This is a genomic window from Pseudomonas sp. CDFA 610, from assembly GCF_021147865.1.
GTDB classification, from domain to species: domain Bacteria; phylum Pseudomonadota; class Gammaproteobacteria; order Pseudomonadales; family Pseudomonadaceae; genus Aquipseudomonas; species Aquipseudomonas alliivorans.
In genome coordinates this window covers 1-17,525 of the sequence record NZ_JAGTPM010000002.1, presented here as the reverse complement: position 1 = coordinate 17,525, position 17,525 = coordinate 1, and the positions used below count along the sequence as shown (strand labels likewise).

18 protein-coding genes are annotated in these 17,525 nt (G+C 61.5%); 9 read left to right on the top strand and 9 right to left on the bottom strand.

Features of this window, described 5'->3' with window-relative positions; all coding sequences use genetic code 11:
- The first annotated feature begins 3 nt into the window (after positions 1 to 3).
- Genes KDX39_RS03230 through KDX39_RS03210 form a run of 5 tightly spaced genes read left to right on the top strand, consistent with a single transcriptional unit; the run spans position 4 to position 4,606 of the window.
- Positions 4 to 1,977 (top strand): heme lyase CcmF/NrfE family subunit, encoded by a 1,974-nt coding sequence (locus KDX39_RS03230; protein WP_231659371.1) that lies wholly within the window; start codon positions 4 to 6, stop codon positions 1,975 to 1,977.
- Positions 1,974 to 2,510, top strand: coding sequence for a DsbE family thiol:disulfide interchange protein (locus tag KDX39_RS03225; RefSeq protein ID WP_231659370.1), 537 nt, complete (start codon positions 1,974 to 1,976; stop codon positions 2,508 to 2,510). The genes KDX39_RS03230 and KDX39_RS03225 overlap by 4 nt, the downstream gene beginning before the upstream one ends.
- Positions 2,507 to 2,983, top strand: a complete 477-nt coding sequence (locus KDX39_RS03220; RefSeq protein ID WP_231659369.1) for a cytochrome c-type biogenesis protein — start codon at positions 2,507 to 2,509, stop codon at positions 2,981 to 2,983. The genes KDX39_RS03225 and KDX39_RS03220 overlap by 4 nt, the downstream gene beginning before the upstream one ends.
- Complete coding sequence (ccmI, locus tag KDX39_RS03215) at positions 2,980 to 4,173, top strand: c-type cytochrome biogenesis protein CcmI (RefSeq protein WP_231659368.1); 1,194 nt, start codon at positions 2,980 to 2,982, stop codon at positions 4,171 to 4,173. The genes KDX39_RS03220 and ccmI overlap by 4 nt, the downstream gene beginning before the upstream one ends.
- 25 nt (positions 4,174 to 4,198) lie before the next feature.
- Entirely contained in the window at positions 4,199 to 4,606 is a 408-nt protein-coding gene (locus tag KDX39_RS03210; RefSeq protein ID WP_231659367.1) for a hypothetical protein, read from the top strand.
- A gap of 58 nt (positions 4,607 to 4,664) precedes the next feature.
- Here KDX39_RS03210 and KDX39_RS03205 read toward each other — a convergent pair whose 3' ends face one another.
- The 7 genes from KDX39_RS03205 to KDX39_RS03175 all read right to left on the bottom strand — a co-directional run bounded on the left by KDX39_RS03205 (position 4,665) and on the right by KDX39_RS03175 (position 11,770).
- Positions 4,665 to 5,663, bottom strand: coding sequence for a sulfate ABC transporter substrate-binding protein (locus KDX39_RS03205; RefSeq protein ID WP_231659366.1), 999 nt, complete (start codon positions 5,661 to 5,663; stop codon positions 4,665 to 4,667).
- 100 nt (positions 5,664 to 5,763) lie between these two features.
- The gene (locus tag KDX39_RS03200; RefSeq protein WP_099228336.1) at positions 5,764 to 6,597 is read right to left on the bottom strand and encodes an ion transporter; all 834 of its coding nucleotides are present in this window, start codon (positions 6,595 to 6,597) and stop codon (positions 5,764 to 5,766) included.
- Between the two features lie 119 nt (positions 6,598 to 6,716).
- Positions 6,717 to 8,150, bottom strand: coding sequence for an efflux transporter outer membrane subunit (locus KDX39_RS03195; RefSeq protein WP_099228337.1), 1,434 nt, complete (start codon positions 8,148 to 8,150; stop codon positions 6,717 to 6,719).
- Positions 8,147 to 9,031: an efflux RND transporter periplasmic adaptor subunit gene (locus KDX39_RS03190; protein WP_184319734.1), complete on the bottom strand. Its 885-nt coding sequence runs from the start codon at positions 9,029 to 9,031 to the stop codon at positions 8,147 to 8,149. Before KDX39_RS03190 ends, KDX39_RS03195 begins: the two co-directional genes overlap by 4 nt.
- Positions 9,028 to 9,237, bottom strand: a complete 210-nt coding sequence (locus KDX39_RS03185; protein WP_231659365.1) for a DUF1656 domain-containing protein — start codon at positions 9,235 to 9,237, stop codon at positions 9,028 to 9,030. The genes KDX39_RS03190 and KDX39_RS03185 overlap by 4 nt, the downstream gene beginning before the upstream one ends.
- A complete protein-coding gene (locus KDX39_RS03180) occupies positions 9,234 to 11,321 on the bottom strand; it encodes an FUSC family protein (protein WP_231659364.1) in 2,088 nt (695 codons plus the stop codon). Before KDX39_RS03180 ends, KDX39_RS03185 begins: the two co-directional genes overlap by 4 nt.
- On the bottom strand, positions 11,318 to 11,770 hold the full coding sequence (locus KDX39_RS03175) for a MarR family winged helix-turn-helix transcriptional regulator (RefSeq protein ID WP_231659363.1): 453 nt from the start codon (positions 11,768 to 11,770) through the stop codon (positions 11,318 to 11,320). Before KDX39_RS03175 ends, KDX39_RS03180 begins: the two co-directional genes overlap by 4 nt.
- A gap of 543 nt (positions 11,771 to 12,313) precedes the next feature.
- Between KDX39_RS03175 and KDX39_RS03170 the strand changes: the two genes are divergently transcribed.
- Entirely contained in the window at positions 12,314 to 12,979 is a 666-nt protein-coding gene (locus KDX39_RS03170; protein ID WP_099228527.1) for a polysaccharide lyase family 7 protein, read from the top strand.
- Positions 12,980 to 12,997: 18 nt separating this feature from the next.
- Here KDX39_RS03170 and KDX39_RS03165 read toward each other — a convergent pair whose 3' ends face one another.
- The gene (locus tag KDX39_RS03165; protein ID WP_231659362.1) at positions 12,998 to 14,392 is read right to left on the bottom strand and encodes a heavy metal sensor histidine kinase; all 1,395 of its coding nucleotides are present in this window, start codon (positions 14,390 to 14,392) and stop codon (positions 12,998 to 13,000) included.
- Positions 14,365 to 15,060 carry a heavy metal response regulator transcription factor gene (locus KDX39_RS03160; protein ID WP_004883845.1) on the bottom strand — a complete coding sequence of 232 codons (696 nt, stop codon included), beginning with the start codon at positions 15,058 to 15,060 and terminating at the stop codon, positions 14,365 to 14,367. The genes KDX39_RS03165 and KDX39_RS03160 overlap by 28 nt, the downstream gene beginning before the upstream one ends.
- Positions 15,061 to 15,227: 167 nt before the next feature.
- Between KDX39_RS03160 and KDX39_RS03155 the strand changes: the two genes are divergently transcribed.
- The 3 genes from KDX39_RS03155 (at position 15,228) to KDX39_RS03145 (ending at position 17,307) form a co-directional block, all read left to right on the top strand.
- Positions 15,228 to 15,833, top strand: coding sequence for a hypothetical protein (locus KDX39_RS03155; RefSeq protein ID WP_088235590.1), 606 nt, complete (start codon positions 15,228 to 15,230; stop codon positions 15,831 to 15,833).
- Between the two features lie 86 nt (positions 15,834 to 15,919).
- On the top strand, positions 15,920 to 16,540 hold the full coding sequence (locus tag KDX39_RS03150) for a cytochrome b/b6 domain-containing protein (protein WP_231659361.1): 621 nt from the start codon (positions 15,920 to 15,922) through the stop codon (positions 16,538 to 16,540).
- A complete protein-coding gene (locus tag KDX39_RS03145; RefSeq protein ID WP_231659360.1) occupies positions 16,537 to 17,307 on the top strand; it encodes a molybdopterin-dependent oxidoreductase in 771 nt (256 codons plus the stop codon). Before KDX39_RS03150 ends, KDX39_RS03145 begins: the two co-directional genes overlap by 4 nt.
- Positions 17,308 to 17,525: the final 218 nt, after the last annotated feature.

The window sequence follows — 17,525 nt, the reverse complement described above, 5'->3', positions numbered from 1 at the left end:
TCGATGATTCCCGAACTCGGCCATCTGGCCATGATTCTCGCGCTGGGCTTTGCCCTCGTGCAGGCCGTCATTCCTCTGATCGGCGCATGGCGCGGCGATCCGCTCTGGATGAGCATGGCGCGTCCCGCGGCGTGGGGCCAGTTCAGCTTTTTGATCTTTGCCTTCGGTTGCCTGACCTACGCCTTCATGATCGACGACTTCTCGGTCGCTTACGTCGCGCAGAACTCCAACACGGCGCTGCCCTGGTTCTACAAGTTCAGTGCCGTGTGGGGCGCGCACGAAGGCTCGCTGCTGCTCTGGGCACTGATTCTGGGCGGCTGGACCTTTGCCGTATCGGTGTTCTCCCGACAATTGCCGCAGGTGATGCTGGCGCGGGTGCTGGCAGTGATGGGCATGATCAGCCTCGGCTTTCTGTCGTTCCTGATCCTGACCTCCAATCCGTTTGCGCGGCTTTTGCCGCAGATGCCAGCCAACGGCCGCGATCTGAATCCGTTGTTGCAGGACATCGGCTTGATCGTGCATCCGCCGATGCTGTACATGGGCTATGTCGGTTTTTCCGTGGCCTTCGCCTTTGCCATCGCGGCCTTGCTCGGCGGGCGACTGGACGCCGCCTGGGCACGCTGGTCTCGGCCCTGGACGCTGGTGGCCTGGGCCTTTCTCGGCGTCGGCATCACCCTGGGTTCGTGGTGGGCCTATTACGAATTGGGCTGGGGCGGCTGGTGGTTCTGGGACCCTGTGGAAAACGCCTCGTTCATGCCCTGGCTGGTGGGCACAGCCTTGATTCATTCACTGGCGGTCACCGAAAAGCGCGGCGTGTTCAAGAGCTGGACCGTGTTGCTGGCCATCGCTGCCTTTTCCCTGAGTCTGCTGGGGACCTTTCTGGTGCGGTCCGGGGTGCTGACCTCGGTGCATGCGTTCGCCTCCGACCCGGCCCGTGGGGTATTCATCCTGATCTTCCTGTTGATGGTGGTGGGCGGCTCGCTGACCTTGTTCGCCATCCGTGCGCCCGTGGTGAAGAGCCAGGTCGGTTTTGGTCTGTGGTCGCGGGAGACGCTGCTGCTGGGCAATAACCTGGTGCTGGTGGTCGCGGCCTCGATGATTCTGCTCGGCACGTTGTATCCGTTGGTGGTCGATGCCATGAGCGGCGCGAAGATGTCGGTGGGTCCGCCGTATTTCAACGCGCTGTTCGTGCCGTTGATGGGCCTGTTGATGGTGGTGATGGCGGTGGGCGTACTGGTGCGTTGGAAAGACACGCCGGTCAGATGGCTGCTGGGCATGCTGGCTCCGGTATTGATCGGCAGCGCGGTACTGGCGGTGATCGCCGGGCTGGCGCTGGGTGATTTCCAGTGGGCGGTTCTGGCCACCTTCATGCTGGCGGCCTGGGTGCTGCTGGCGAGCGCGCGCGATCTGCTCGATAAAACGCGGCACAATGGCCTGATCAAGGGCGCACGCAGCCTGCACCGCAGTTACTGGGGCATGCAACTGGCGCACCTCGGCATTGCCGTGTGCGCGCTGGGCGTGGTGCTGTCGAGCCAGAACAGCGCCGAACGCGACCTGCGTCTGGCGCCCGGCCAGTCCGTCGAACTGGGCGGCTACGTGTTCGTGTTCGAAGGCGCCAGGCACTACGAAGGGCCGAATTTTACCTCGGACCGCGGCACCATCCGGGTTCTGCGTGATGGCGAACAGGTCACGGCATTGCACCCGGAGAAACGCCTGTACACCGTGCAGCAGTCGGTGATGACTGAAGCGGGCATCGATGCCGGTTTCAGCCGCGATCTTTATGTCGCGCTGGGCGAGCCGCTGAGCGACGGCGCCTGGGCGGTGCGGGTGCATGTGAAGCCCTTTGTACGCTGGATCTGGTTCGGCGGCGTGCTGACCGGGTTGGGCGGCGTGCTGGCGGCCACCGACCGACGTTATCGCATCAAGGTCAAAGGCCGGGTGCGTGACGCACTGGGCCTGTCGGAGGCCACCGCATGAAGCGCTGGATCATGGTGTTGCCGCTGGTGGTCTTTCTCGGCGTGGCAGCCGTTCTGTTTCGCGGCTTGTACCTGGACCCTGCCGAGTTGCCTTCGGCGCTGATCGACAAGCCATTCCCCGAGTTTTCCCTGCGTGAAGTGCAGAGCGAACGCACCCTGACCCGCGCCGATCTGCTGGGCAAACCCGCGCTGGTCAATGTCTGGGCAACCTGGTGCATCGCCTGTCGCGTAGAACACCCGGTGCTTAACCGGCTGGCGCAGCAGGGCGTGCTGATCTACGGCGTCAACTACAAGGATACCAACGCCGACGCGCTGAAGTGGCTCAAGGATTTTCATGATCCCTATCGCCTCAACATTCGTGATGACGAAGGCTCGCTGGGCTTGAACCTGGGCGTGTACGGCGCGCCGGAAACCTTTCTGATCGATGCCAGGGGGGTTATTCGTCACAAATACGTCGGTGTCATCGACGATACCGTCTGGCGTGAGCAACTTGCCGGGCGGTATCAGGCGCTGGTGGACGAGGCGAGACCATGAGCCGCTTGTCAAGCGCTGTGCTGTTGGTGATCGGGCTGGCGCTCAGCGGCATCGCTCAGTCAGCCATCGACGCTTACACCTTTCGCGACGATGCCGAGCGCGCCCGCTATGCCGAGCTGACCCGAGAGCTGCGGTGCCCCAAGTGCCAGAATCAGGATATCGCCGATTCCAATGCGCCGATCGCCGCCGACTTGCGCAAGGAAATCTACCGCATGCTGGGCGACGGCCGGAGCAATCAGCAGATTATCGACTTCATGGTCGATCGCTACGGCGATTTCGTGCGCTATAAACCGGCGCTGACTGCCAGAACCTGGCTGTTGTGGTTCGGTCCGGCAGGCTTGCTGCTTGGGGGGCTGGTGGTGATGGCGGTGATCGTCAGACGACGTCGCAACCTGACTGCCGGGCAAGTCGATACGCTGTCCGATGAGGAACGGCAACGCCTCGCCCATTTGCTGGATGAACACCGAAAATGATCGATTTCTGGATGGCAACCGGGCTGTTGCTGTTGGTGGCGCTGGGTTTCCTGCTGATCCCGGTGCTGCGCGGGCAGCGGGCACAGCGTGAAGAGGACCGTACGGCGCTGAACGTTGCGCTGTATCAGGAACGGCTCAGCGAGTTGCAAGGCCAGCAGGAAGAGGGCGTTCTTTCAGCCGCGCTGGTGCAGAGCGCGCGTGACGAAGCCGCGCGGGAGCTGCTGGCCGACACCGAGGGTGCTGAAAAGGCTCGAACCGCACGGCTTGGCAAGCCCTGGCTGTTGCTGGCGGCGGTGTTGGTTCCGGTGCTGGGCATGGGGGCTTATCTGCAGCTTGGGGCCAGTGACAGGGTCGAACTGAGCCGCGAATTCTCTCAGCCGCCCACGTCGCTGGCCGACATGACCCGGCGTCTGGAACGCGCCGTGCAGGCTCAGCCCGATTCTTCCGAAAGCCTGTATTTTCTGGCCCGCGGCTACATGGCTCAGAACCGTCCGGGCGATGCGGCACGCATGTTCGAACGCGCCGCAGCACTGGCCGGTCGGCCTCCCGAACTGCTGGGGCAATGGGCGCAGGCGCTGTATTTCGCCAGCGACAAGCATTTCACGCCGCAGGTGCAGGCCCTGACCGACGAAGCGCTCAAGGCGGATCCTAAAGAAGTCACCAGCCTGGGGTTGCTGGGCATCGCGGCATTTGAAACCGAGCGCTATCAGGCGGCGGTCGATTACTGGACCCGACTGCTAAACGCACTGCCTGCGCAGGATCCATCGCGTTCTGCATTGGAAGGTGGAATCGCCCGTGCCAGAGACAACCTGAACGCAGGAGCGAAACCGGCGCTGGCTGCCAACAGGCCTGCCTCGATAAAAGTGCGGGTCGATCTGGCACCCGCCTTGAAAGACAAGGTTCAGCCACGTGACAGTGTGTTCATTTTCGTCCGCGCTATCGATGGCCCGTCGGCGCCTTTGGCGGTCAAACGCATCACGGTTGCCGAGCTGCCCGCCGAGGTCGAACTCAGCGATGCCGACGCAATGATGCCGCAGCTGAAACTGTCGAACTTCCCGCAAGTCCAACTGGTAGCTCGCGTGTCCCGCGCAGGGCAACCGACCCGCGGTGAGTGGGTCGGTCGCAGCCAGCCACTGGCCAGCGACAGCGGGGCGCAGCAGGCGCTGATCATCGACAGCCCTGATAAATAGACAGCCAGAGAAGAAGAGAGCGCTTATGTATCGCACTGCACGTATCACCTTGTTGGGTCTTGCTCTGGGCTTGAGCGCCTGTGCGGTTCAGCCACCGGCCCCGACGAGCCAGGAGCCGATTCAGTCATTACCCGGTGGTCAGCAGCCCGGCGCTCCGCGTCCGACGCCGGCGCCGAACAAACCCCCCGTCAAGGCACCGTCCACAGGCCCGAAAACATCGGCCAGCTTCGCGCCACCGCCGGGCGGCAACAGCCATTGGGATGCGCGCATGGGCGTGTACGTGATGGACGACCAGAGCAACACGTTCTATCGCCAGCGTACTTACTACCAGTGGAATAACGGCTGGAGCTGGTCGACCAGCCCGAACGGCCCGTGGCAGCCGACCGACGCCAGCGGCGTGCCGGCAGGGCTGGGGCGTCAGTTCAGCAACTGAATGCCGCACATGAAAACGGCGACCTTGAAGGTCGCCGTTTTGCATTGCGCGGGGCGGCTTATTTGCCTGAATACACCTGGTCGAACACGCCACCGTCGATGAAGTGGGTCTTTTGCACGGTGCGCCAGTCACCGAAGGTTTTCTCCACCGACAGGAAGTCCACTTTCGGGAAGCGGTCCTTGTACTTGGCCAGAATCGCCGGGTCACGCGGACGCAGGTAGTTGTTGGCGGCGATTTCCTGACCTTCCGGCGACCACAGGTACTTCAGGTACTCCTCGGCCAGAACGCGGGACTTCTTGCGGTCCACGACCTTGTCCACCACGCTCACCGGCGGCTCGGCTTCTGCCGACACGGAAGGGTAGACCACTTCGAACTGATCACGGCCGAACTCGCGGGCGATCATCTCGGCCTCGTTTTCAAAGGTCACCAACACGTCGCCGATCTGGTTGGTCATGAAGGTGGTCGTCGCGCCACGACCTCCGGTGTCGAGTACCGGCACATGCTTGAACAGCTTGCCGACAAAATCCTTCGCCGCTTGTTCATCGCCGCCGTTCTTTAGGGTGTAGCCCCATGCCGACAGGTAGGTATAACGACCGTTACCCGAGGTCTTGGGGTTGGGCACGATGACTTCCACGCCGTCCTTGATCAGGTCCGGCCAGTCTTTCAGCGCTTTCGGGTTGCCCTTGCGCACGATGAACACGGTGGCGGACGTGAAGGGTGCGCTGTTGTTCGGCAGACGGCTGACCCAGTCCTTTGGCACCAGCTCACCGTTGTCGGCCAGAGCATTGATGTCGGTGGCCATGTTCATGGTGATCACGTCAGCCGGCAGGCCGTCGATGACCGAACGCGCCTGCTTGCTCGACCCGCCGAAGGACATCTGCACGATCACGTCTTCGTTTTTCTCCGCTTTCCAGTGCTTCTGGAAGGCACTGTTGTAGTCCTTGTAGAAGTCGCGCATCACGTCATAGGAAACGTTGAGCAGCGTCGGTGCTGCCTGGGCGGCGCTGGAAAGGGCCAGGCCTGCGGCCAGTAGCGAAGCGGCGAAAAGTCTGTTCACTGCAAAGTCCTTGAAAGGAGGGTCATTGTTGTCTGATGGCTCAATGCCGCGACACTATCAGTCGTGCATCCCAGTGCCTAAATACCAAAAACGTCTGTGCTTATGCCTGATTGACTTCTCTGGGAAAAAGCTGATTGCCACACCGTGAGCAAAACGCGGCGCCATGCTCGTGGAATGTCTTCGCGCACACCGGGCAGTCATGCTTCAACTGTTCGCCGCGCATGGCATTGGCCAGCTCGGCAGTGAATATACCGGTGGGCACGGCGATGATCGAGTAACCGGTGATCATCACCAGCGAAGAGAGCATCTGACCGACTGGCGTCTTGGGCACGATATCGCCAAAGCCCACTGTTGTCAGGGTGACGATAGCCCAATAGATGCCCTTGGGTATGCTGGTGAAGCCATGTTCCGGGCCTTCGATCACATACATCAAGGTGCCGAACACCGTGACCAGCGTCGACACGGCGACCAGAAATACGATGATTTTCTGCTTGCTTCCGCGTAATGCTGAAAGCAGGTAGTTGGCCTGACGCAGGTACGTGCCGAGTTTCAATACCCTGAAGATCCGCAGCATACGGATGATCCGCACGATCAGCAGGTACTGTGCATCGCTGTAGTAGATCGCCAGCACACCCGGCACGATGGCCAGCAGGTCGACCAGCCCGTAAAAGCTGAAGGCGTACTTGAGCGGTCGGGGCGAGCAATACAGACGCAGGGCATACTCGATGGCGAAAATCAGCGTGAAGCCCCATTCCACCCAGGCAAACACCTGTGAGTAGTCGCGATGAATGCGCTCGATGCTGTCGATGATCGTGACCAGCAGGCTGAGCAGGATGAGGACCAGCAAGACCTTGTCGAAGCGACGCCCTGCGGGCGTGTCGGCCTCGAAAATAACGATATGCAGTCGCTCGCGGCGGCTGAGAGAGGTGTCCATGGTGCATTCCGAGTCAGAGATCGGCTGAGCCTAGGAGTAATGGGGGCTGGAGTGCAAGTTGTGATGTCAACTCATCGTACCCATGCTCCGCACCACAGACTCAAACGAACGCAGGGCGGTTATTGGCCCGCTACCTCATCCTTCTCCCAACCGCCACCCAGCGCCAGGAACAGGTTGATCTGGCCCATAGCGACCTCGGTGTTGGCTTCGGCCAGTTGAGCGCGGACGTCGGTGTAGGTGCGGGTGGCCTGCAGGTCGGCAAGGAATGAGGCCCGGCCGGCCTGGTAGAAGCGGTGGGTCTGGTCCGCAGCCTCTTTTGCCGACTGTTCAGCATCTTTAAGGGCGTCGCGGCGGTCGAGCAGGGCGGTGTATTGGGCCAGACCCGTCTGGGTTTCGCGGATGGCGTTGAGTACCACACCGTCGAAACGGGCCAGTGACGCCTGTGCCGAGGCTTCGGCCTGATGAATGCGGGCGCGTGAGCCGTTGGACGGGATGGTCCAGCTAAGCAGCGGTCCGAAGCCCCAGCGATTGGCCGCCGGTTTGCCCAGGTTCTCGATCATGCCAACGGTGCCGATATTCGCGCCGATGCTGATGTCCGGGTACAGCTCGCCGGTCGCAACGCCGATCTGCGCCGTGGACATCGCCAGATGCCGCTCGGCCTGACGAATGTCCGGGCGGCGCTTGAGCAGTGCGGCGCCATCGCCTACCGGCATCACCTGCGCGATGTGCGGCAGTTCATTGCAGGTGCTGATGCCTGCAGGCAATTGCTCGACAGGCCGGGCCAGCAGCATCGACAGCCGGAACAGTGCCGCCTGACGCTGCGCTTCGTAACGCGGCAGTTCGGCACGCAGAGATTTGAACTGGGTCTGGGAGCGGGTGACCTGGGTTTCATCGCCACGCCCTGCATCGCGCAGGCGTTGGTTCAGCTTCACGCTCTGCTGTTGCAGGTCCAGCGACTCGCGGGCGATGTCGTGCTCTTCATTGGCGGCGCACACTTGCGTGTAGGCGCGTACCACGTCGGCAACCACGGTGATTCGGGCCGTATCTGCCGCCGCCTGACTCGCGTCGATGTTGGCCTGCGCGGCTTCGATGCCACGCTGCAGGGTGCCGAACAGGTCGAACTGATAGGAGGTAGTCAGGCCGATATCGCCGACATTGGCCACGGGCACTTTATCGGGCAGCAGAAAGGCTTCGCCCGACTCCTGCAAGCGCTGCGCGCCGACTTTGGCACTGTGGGTGAAACCACCTGCGGCATCGGCTTCGGCACCCTGATAGCGTGACCGTTGCAGGTTGGCGGCGGCGATGCGCAGGTCAGTGTTCGATGCCATAGCCTGGCGCACCAACTCATCCAGTTTCGGGTCCCGATACAGCCGCCACCAGTGCGCGGGCACCGGCGCCGACACGGTGTTCACCGACTGGCCCGCCAGTTCGCCCTGCAAATCCGGGCGATTGATCGCGCCATCCTTGGGCAATTCATAGTCTGGCCCGACCATCTGGCAGGCCGACAACAGGGCGCTGAAACCCAGCACCATCAGGCGAGGAGCCCGTTTCATCGTGTGGCCTCCCCAGTGTCTTCGATGATCGACACCGTCGCAGTCCGCCCGGCGATCATGCGGAAATCCTTCGGCACATCGTCAAAGGCAATACGCACCGGAATGCGCTGGGCCAGCCGCACCCAACTGAAGGCCGGGTTGACGTTGGGCAGCAGGTTCGAGCCGCTGGTACGGTCGCGGTCTTCGATGCCGGCGACAATGCTGACCACGTGACCGGTCAGCCGCGCGTTGTCTCCAATGACCCGAATGTCCACGCCCTGGCCGACATGAATGCCATCGAGCTTGGTTTCTTCGAAGTAGCCGTCGATGTGGAACGAGGCGGTGTCCACTACGGACAACACCGGGCGTCCGGCGCTGACGAACTCATGCTCGCGCGGGGCACGGTCGTTGAGATAGCCGGCGACCGGGCTCCTGATCACCGAGCGGTCCAGGTTCAGTTGCGCGGCGTCCACCGCCACACGGGCCTCGCCCAGTGCCGACAATGCACGCGCTTCGCGTGACTGGCTTTCTTCCAGTTGCTCGCGTGCCACGAGATTGCCGAGCCCTCGGTTACGCTTGTTCTCGCGGCGCGCCTGTTCCCAGGTTTCCTGGCGTTCGGCGACGGTGGCCTGGGCCTGGCGCAAGGCCAGTCGGAAGCGATCCTGATCGATGGTGAACAACACTTGGCCTTTTTGCACCGGCTGGTTGTCGGTGACCTCGACCTTCTGGATCAGCCCGGACACGTCCGGAGCGATCTGTACGATGTCAGCGCGAATGTGGCCGTCGCGGGTCCAGGGTGCATACATGTAGTACATCACCATGCGCCAGACGACGACGGCGGCCAGCGTCACCACCAGCAGGGTCAGGACCACGCGGCCCAGAGTCAGTATCGGTTTTTTCATGTCATCAGGTATCGACTGAGAGTATCCACGGCGCCGAGCAACAAAGCGTATAGACCTACGTTGAACAAAGCCCGGTGCCAGACCAGGCGGTAGAAGTGGGCGCGCGACAGCACAGCATGCACGCCGAGAAATATGAGATAGGCGATGCCCATCATGGCCAGAAAGGTGGGGACGAAGATCCCGCTGACGTCCAGATCGCCGATCATAAGGGCGCTCCATCGATGTTGTGCGGCAGTTGCTCGGTCAGTTCGTCGGCCACGGTAACGATTTCCACACCCGGCAGCAGAGACAGGCGCAGGCCGCTGAGCGCGTGTAGCAGGTGGACGCGGGCCGGGTCGTTGCTCATGTCCTGATCGGTCAGCGAGCGACGTGCGCGGTCCATGAGTATCAACAGGCCCCGTGGTGCAGGCAGGCGCTCGCCAGCCCTGGTGCAGTGCCGGAAATAGCCGCTGACTTCATCGATCACCTGGCGCAATAACACCTGAGCCTGTGGCGTCGCGCGGCGGGTGTAGGCGAGCAGGTCGAGCATATTCAACGCGACGCGCAGTTCACGCAGAGCGATGCCGGTGTCCTGCGCGGTCAGCGTCAGGCGCGGCAGTTGCTGCATCAGACGGTCAAGCATCTGCACGCCCATGCGCCGGTGTTCGGCCAGGGTCGAGTCTTCGCTGAGGCTGGCGATGTCGCGCCAGCTGAAGCGGGTCAGGCGCTTGACTGCCAGGTCCACACCGAACGGACGGAACACCAGGGTCCAGATAAAGGCAAACAGCAGACCTGCAGGCCCGGCCAGATTGGCGTTGAGGAAATTCAGAAAGTCCGCATCGTAGGCACTCTGGATGCTGATGAAAGACGAGGTGTTGACGATGGTCAGCAGCGTCCCCAGAAAGAAGCGCGGCTGTACGGTCAGCGTACCTACGCAGATGAAGGGCACCGAAAACGCCAGCACCAGCATCGGAAAGTCATGCAGGTTGGGCAGCACCACGAACAGGTACAGGCTGGCGAATACCACCGACAGCATGGTCCAGAAAAAGAACCGATAGATCTGCGGCGCAGGGTCGTCCATGGCGGCGAAGAAGCTGCACGACACGGCGGCCAGCGCCACGGCACTTGCGCCATCCTTCCACCCCAGCAGAATCCATAGTACTGAAGCGACGATGATCGCCAGTACGGTCGAGGCCACGGAATACAGCATCAGGCCACGGTCGAGAAAAGGTGTCAGCCGACCCAGACGCCAGTGGCGGTACACCGCGCGCCATTGCGATTGATCGTCGGTCTTGATCGCATATTGCAAGGAGCGGCAGTCCTGCCACAGGTCGATCCATTCGCCCAGCCGGAATAGCACGTTGGACAGCAGCAGTTGATCGCGGTCGTCCAGTTGGGCGGAGTTCGGCTGCAGATGCTCCATGGATCGATGCAATTGCTGCCATTGTTCCAGTTGTGGACCGTTGGCGGTGTTGGCCAGCCAGTCGCGGGTTTGCAGCAGCAGGGGCGACAGGCTGGCGAGCAGTTCCGGCGTGCGCCGTTCCAGCGCCCACAGCGCGTCGTCGAGGGCGTCGATGACCGGCAGCAGATGAATCATACGGCCGCGCAGTTCGTGGGCATTGCGCACGGTCTGTCTGCGGGCGCCTTCGTGGCTCAACTGGCCAATCATCATTTCCAGCGAGTTGAAGCTGCCGACCATCGAGTTGCGCAGTGTGCCGATCTCTTCAGGCTGGCAGGTGCGGCTGAGGAAGTGTTCGCTGTAGCTCGCAGCATCGCTGAACCACTTTTCCGTGGTCGCCTGAAACACCGGGGCCAGGCGTCTGGGCCAGAACATCGCACCGACCACGGCGGCACAGATGATGCCCAGAAAGATCTCTTCGGTCCGCGACACCGCGATCTCGAACACCGCCTGCGGGTTGTCCACCACGGGTAGCGAGATCAATGGCAGGGTGTAACCCGCCAGCATCAGCGCGTAGCTGTTGGCCGTGCGCAGGTGCAGGGACAGAAACAGCAGCGTGCCGGTCCATAATCCGACCACCACCGCCAGCAGGAACGGCGTCTGGACGAACATAGGCACCAGCAGCACCGACGCCGCAGCGCCTGCCAGCGTACCGGCAGCGCGATACAGCGCCTTGGAGCTGGTCGGGCCCACGAATGGGCTGGACACGATGTAGACGGTGGCCATGGCCCAGTAAGGGCGCGGCATTTCCATCAGTAACGCAATATAGAGGGCCAGCATCGAGGCGCCGAAGGTGCGCACGCCATAGAACCAGTCGCGTGCCGGCGGCACACTGGAGAAGAAGCCCTTCATGCCTGAGCCCCGTTATCAGCGTGTCCGGCTTCGGAAAACGCCTGGAACACCCGTAGTGCAGCGTCAAGGTCTTCAGGGGCGAGGTTCTTCAGAACGTCGGCACGCAAGCGCGTCAGCTCGGTTTCAATCGAGCCGGCCAACTCGCGGCCCTTGTCGGTCAGGCTCAAGGCTTTGGCACGACGGTCGTTGGGGTCTTCGGTGCGGCAGACGATACCAGCCTTGCACAACTGGTCCAGCAGGCGGACCAGGGTCGGGCTTTCCATTCCTGCGGCATGCGCCACTTTGACCTGATGCACGCCGTCTCCCAACCGCGCAATGGCCAGCAAGGGCCCCGCGCAGGCTTCGGAAATACCGTAGGTGATCAGCGTGGTCTGGCAGTTGCGTCGCCAGTGGCGTGATGCCGCAACCAAACCGCTGCTGATCGCCCTGTGAAGCGCATCGACAGACATGGAAAACAACCTGAAATTTAGTTAGGAGCGATATTGTTAGCGAGGATATTAGTAGCTTGCTAACTAATATCCCGTAACAAGTTGTTTCAGTCAACCTCGAATCGCTCAGCGGTGCCTTTCAGATTGCCAGGGCCTCTGGGATGCGATGTCGGTCGCAATACAGCGATAAACGGTCGTGCGTAGTAAGCCAAATCCGGAAAAAGTTCCTCTTCTATAAAAATAATGCCTACCGTTCGTCGGTAAATAACCCGATCAATGATCGATTTTCAAGGTCTTCCTTCAAAAAAATGACGCCTTGCCGAAATGACAAGGTCCGCTCAGACCGATGCGTTCAGGTCAAAGATGGCAAATGGCTCTCTTCTCAAAATTGACATCAAAATAGTGGCTTCAGCCATAAATTGACGTTTTATTGGCGCCAATGCTTTGTCGATACTGTTTAAAAAATAAACGATTCAGCCGATAGTCTGGTTGAACCGAATGGGCCAGAGCGCCCGTTCCAGAGCCCTTCTGCTGATGCGCGACGCGCACCTTGCGAGCAACGCCATGATCGATCTTGCCACCTGGAATCTGTCCGTCCCCGTCGGGACGCCCGCGACCATCATCGAAACCCCGAAACTGATGAAGGGTTATCAGGACGGTTATTTTCGCTCCGGCGATACACTGTTCTTCTGGGCGCCTGTGACGGGTTCTACAACAGAGAACGCCAAGTACCCCCGTTCCGAGCTACGCGAAACGACGTCTGATGGCAGGGCGTTCAACTGGAACTACTCCAGCGCCGACAATTTTCTGCGTGCCACGCTGGAAGTCGACCAGGTGCCGTCCAGCGGCAAGATCGTGATCGGCCAGATCCATTGCTACCAGAGCACCGAGCCGCTGCTGAAAGTGGAGTACCAGTACAAGGAGAAATTGCAGACCGGCAACATCGTCGCCAAGTTTCGCCGTACCCCGGACTCGGAAATCGAAGTCATCACGATTGCCCAGGGCGTGCCGCTCAATCATCGGTTCAACTACGCGATCAACCTGTCGCCGTCGGGAGATCTGACGGTCAACGCCTTCGATGCTGTCTGGGTGGCCAAGCTCGATTCAGCGTGGAGCACCAAGCTGTTCTACTTCAAGGCCGGGGTCTACACCCAGGACAACACCGGTTACACCACTGAGGGCGGTTCGGCGACGTTCTACAAGCTGGCCATTGCCCACGAGAAGAAATGATCCGGCCGGCAGGTCCCGTCACGTCGCCGGAAATATCAGGCTGAAACAGATACGCCCGGCGGCGGGTTGCGCAACCTCGACCCGACCGCCGTGCAGGTGCATGATTGCGGCCACGATGGCCAGTCCCAGACCGTTGGAGTCCGAGCGTTGATGGCGTGAGGCATCACCGCGATAGAAACGGTCGAACAGGCGCGTCAGGCTGGCGTGCGGCAGGTCCGGCCCCTGATTTTCCACGTCGATTTTCCAGTGTCCTTCGAGCGCAGCAACGCGCATCAGGACCTCGCTGTTCTCGTCTGCATAGCGGATGGCATTGGCGACCAGATTGCTCAACGCGCGGCGCAGCAGAATGGGGTCGGCCTGCACAGTGCCCTGACCACTGGGTGTCAGGATCATGTTGCGTTCTTCGGCCAGCCCTTCGAAATAGCCCGCCACTCGGTGCAGCTCAACGTTCAGGTCCAGCGGTTTGCGCTCCAGCGCAGACTGGGCTTCGTCGGCCCGGGCCAGAAACAGGATGCTTTCCACCAGCCGTGAGATCCGTTCCAGCTCCTCCAGGTTGGAGGCCAGCAACGCCTGATACTCGTCGGCACTGCGGTTCTGGCGCAACGCGACCTGGCAATGGCCCATCAACGATCCCACCGGCGTGCGGATCTCGTGTGCCAGATCGGCGGAAAACTGGGTCAGGCGACGATAGCCGTCATCCAGCCGGTCGAGCATGGCATTGAACGCATCGCTCAGTTGTTGCAGTTCGACGGGGGTGTCCTGGCTGTCCAGTCGGCTGTGCAGGCGGGCGGGGGTGATGGCAGCGGCATGCGCGGCCATTCTGCGCAGTGGCCGCAGACCGCGCCGAAGCAGCATATAGCCGAGCAGGGCGGTGACCAGAAAGGCCAGCGCCACGGCCGCGTAGATACGCTCGCGGAACGTCGCGAGCATGGCCATTTCCTTGACCATCAGGTGTGCGGCCTGCAAACGCACTTCAACGCCATTGGACATCACTTGCACAGCCGCCGCACGCAAGGGCACGCCTTGCAGGCTCATGCCGCTTCGCAAGTCTTCGACACGCAACGGCTGATCCTGAGCCACGGTCGGCAGCTCCGGCAATGGCGCACGTTGCGGGTTGACCGAGATCACCGGCGGCTTGCCCGGTTCGCCAATGATGAAGATGTCTTCCTCGCTGTCGAGCATGTTCTCGAACAGTTGCGGGCTGCCCTTGAGGTTGTCCATGGTCAGGTCGTAGCGCAGCAGTTTGCGAAAGTGATCCAGACGCGCCAGCACGGCGTGGTCGGAGCGCTGCATCACGGTCTGTTCGATTGATCGATACAGGTAAAGTCCGGCACCGCCGACCGTGAGCATCGCCACCAGCGCAAATGCCAGGGTCGAGCGCAGGGTCAGGGAAGGTTGGCGTCTGCGCTGCATGGCCGCACCTCGCACACATAACCGATGCCGCGCACGGTGTGGATGAGCTTGACCGGGTAGGGCAGGTCAATCTTGCTGCGCAGGCGCTTGATGGCGACATCCACGACGTTGGTGTCGCTGTCGAAATTCATGTCCCAGACCTCCGAGGCAATCTGGGTGCGCGACAGCACATCGCCTTCGCGACGCAGGAACAGATGCAGCAGGGCGAACTCCTTGTTGGTCAGCACGATCACCTGTTGCTGACGCGTGACCCGGCGACGCAGCAGGTCCAGTTCAAGGTCGGCCAGATGAAAATGATCGGCTTCGCGCACCACGCCACGGCGCAGGATGGTGCGGATGCGCAGCAGCAGTTCGGTGAACGAGAACGGCTTGACCAGGTAGTCGTCGGCCCCCAGTTCCAGCCCGCGAATGCGGTCCTGCAATTGATCGCGGGCGGTCAGAAACAGCACCGGTACGTCCTGTCGGGCGCGCAGTACTTCGATGATTTGCCAGCCGTCGATGCCGGGCAGCATCACGTCGAGCACGATCAGGTCGTAGCGGTTTTCCAGCGCCAGGTGCAGGCCGTCGGCACCGTGCTGAGTCCAGTCGACTTTATAGCCGGATTCGCCCAGGCCCTTCTTCAGGTACTCCCCGGTCTTGGTGTCGTCTTCGATCAGAAGGATATGCATCGTGATGTCCGCTACGCTCTGCAGGCGCCCTCAGCACGCCGATGCCGAAGTCTAACCAGTTGCCGGGAAGGTGTCCGGCGAATGACAAAAATGTCATTGCCCGGTCATTCTGCGGTGCCGGTAGCGGTGTAAAGATGCGTCCAGACCCCTCTGCCAAGGAATTACCGATGAAGACTGCACTGTCCACAACGTTCGGCCTGCTTCTGCTCAGCGCCGCTGTCATGACTCAGGCCGCCGACATGCCGGTGGTCAAGCCGATGCGCGGCACCGTCGACAGCCTCCAGGCCGATACGCTGAATTTCACCACTCGCGCCGGTCAGCACCAGAGCATCCAGCTGACCGACAAAACCGGTATCCGCCTGGTGTCCAAGGCCGATCTGGAAACCATCAAGGCTGACAGCTTTGTCGGCTCGGCCGCCATTCCACAGGCCGACGGAACGCTGAAAGCGCTTGAAGTCACGGTGTTCGAAGCCAGCCTGAAGGGCAGCGGCGAAGGTCACTATGGTTGGGAAAATGCCGACGGCAGCACCGGCACCATGACCAATGGCACCGTCGGCACGCTGTCCAAGGCCAACGGCCGCACACTGACCGTTCAGTACAAGGGCGGCGAGAAGCAGTTAGTGGTGCCGGAAGACGTGCCGATCGCCTACGTTGAACCGGGCCAGCGCAGCGAGTTGAAAGCCGGTGCGAAGGTTGTGCTGTTCCCCGCCGATGACGGCAAGTCTGCACGCGGTGTCGCGGTTGGCAAGGACGGCTTCACGCCTCCGATGTAATCACTGCTGACGACGGCAACGGCAGGCGACTTGGGTCGCCTGTCTGCCTTGTCGTTCTGCATCGCCTCATGCCGAGGAACAATACAATGAAAACCCGCCCGATCCATCCCTGGCCGGTGCGTCTCACGCACTGGATCAACGCCGTTGGCATGGTCTGCATGTTCATGAGCGGCTGGGCCATCTACAACGCGGCACCCCTGATGCCGTTCACCTTTCCCAAGTCCCTGACTCTTGGCGACTGGCTGGGTGGTTCCATTGCCTGGCATTTCGCGGTGATGTGGCTGCTGGTCGTCAACGGCCTGATCTACGTGCTGTACGGCCTGTTCAGTCGGCACTTCAAGCGTGATCTGCTGCCGGTACGGCCCGGCGAAGTGAAGCGCGACGTGGTCAACGCCTTGCGTTTCAAACTGGCTCACATCAAAGGCCAGTACAACGCCGTGCAACGCCTGATGTATTGGTTGGTGCTCGCCATGGGTGTGCTGGTGGTGGTGTCGGGTCTGGCGCTTTGGAAACCGGTGCAGTTTCAGGAACTGGCCAACCTATTGGGCGGCTATGACTTTGCCCGCTGGGTGCACTTCGGCGCCATGACGGCCATCGGCGCGTTTGTGGTCGTCCATTTGGCGCTGGTGTTGCTGGTGCCGCGAACCCTGTTGCCGATGATCACCGGCGGCCGCCAGCCGAACGAAGAGGGGGCTGCCAAGCCATGAATGAGCCACGCAAACGTATCACCCAGCGCATTCGACTGGAGCCTGCGCAACAGACGCAATTGATCGACATCCAGCGCCGTTCCTTTTTGCGTACCGGTCTGACCGTGGGTGCCATGTCGATGCTGACCGGCTGCAACCTGCAGGATGGCGATCAGGTCGACAAGGCGCTGTGGGCCATGTCGCGCTGGAACGACCGGGTTCAGGCCTGGCTGTTCAATGGCCAGAAACTGGCGCCGACCTACAGCAAGGCACAGTTGACCAACCCGTTCCCGTTCAATGCGTTCTACCCCGAATACAACGTGCCCGAGCTTGATCTGGCCGATTACCGCCTGGCGGTGTCCGGGCTGGTGCGCGACAAGCAGCCCTGGACGATCGAAGCCTTGCGTAAATTGCCGCAGCGCACTGACATCACCCGGTTGATCTGCATTGAAGGCTGGAGCGCGATAGGGCAGTGGGGCGGCGTGCCGCTGAAGACCTTTCTGGAATACATTGGCGCAGATACCACGGCGCGGTTTGTCGGCTTCAAGTGTGCCGACCGTTATTACTCGAGCCTGGACATGCCCACCGCGCTGCATCCGCAGACGTTGCTGGCACTGGACTTCGGTGACGTCGCGCTGTCACCCGATTACGGCTACCCGCTGCGCGTGCGTGTTCCGACCAAGCTGGGCTTCAAGAACCCCAAGCACATCGTCGAGATATTCGTCAGCAATGAGAATCCGGGCGGGTATTGGGAGGATCAGGGGTACAACTGGTTCAGCGGGATTTGAGGGGGAGGGCTGTGGGGGGAGCTACGGTTGCGTTCGCGTCGAGCAGGATGCTTACCGATGCGGACCGCTCTCCCTGTACATAGGCCCGGGAGACGCGCAAAGGGTCATAACGAAAGCGTCTGACTGAATGCATACCCGTGGGAGGGGGGGGGGGGGGGGGGGGGGGGGGGGGGGGGGGGGGTGGGGGGGGGGGGTAAAAAAAAAACCCCCCCCCCCCC